Source organism: Streptomyces sp. URMC 123 (assembly GCF_051386515.1).
Classification (GTDB): Bacteria; Actinomycetota; Actinomycetes; order Streptomycetales; family Streptomycetaceae; genus Streptomyces.
In genome coordinates, this window is the sequence record NZ_JBPQTV010000691.1 from 1 (window position 1) to 561 (window position 561).

1 protein-coding gene is annotated in these 561 nt (G+C 74.3%); it reads left to right on the forward strand.

Annotated elements, in window-relative coordinates:
• Positions 1–38 precede the first annotated feature (38 nt).
• Positions 39–561 (forward strand): GNAT family N-acetyltransferase (locus ACSNOD_RS31665; protein WP_436770512.1); only part of this gene is annotated, 523 nt, incomplete at its 3' end.

The window sequence follows — 561 nt, forward strand, 5'->3', positions numbered from 1 at the left end:
CCACCAACCGGCACAACCCGGCCGGGGCCCTCTCCTCCATGGCCGCGACGCGTGCCATGGTCGAGGAGTGGATCGCCGGCCGTAGCGCGGTGGGCGTCGGCTACTGGGCCGTGCGGCCCGCGTGCGCGCGGGAGGCGTTCGGCGTGGGCGGCGTCCGCGCCGGCACAGTGGACGGAACGGCCGTCTTCAACCTCTACTACCGCTTCGCGCCCCACGCCTGGGGGCACGGCTATGCCACCGAAGTCACCCGCGCAGCGCTGGACATTGCGCGCCGAGTCGATCCAGCGCGACCCGTGGTCGCCATCGTCCACCCGGACAACCTCGCCTCCCAGCGGGTCGCCCACCGCGCCGGTCTCGTCGCCGTCGGCGAGATCGCGCACAACGGCGGTATCCGCCTCCTCTTCCGGACCGCCCAGCACCCCCCCGCTTCGCCGGTGACCGTCGGGCCGACCGCCCGGTCGACGGGACGGCGGCGGCCTCCACCCGTACTCCAGCGCGGGTCGAGGTCGAAGGGGGCCGTGAAAGACCTGGTGGGAGCCGTTCTTCCGGGTCGCCGTCGGC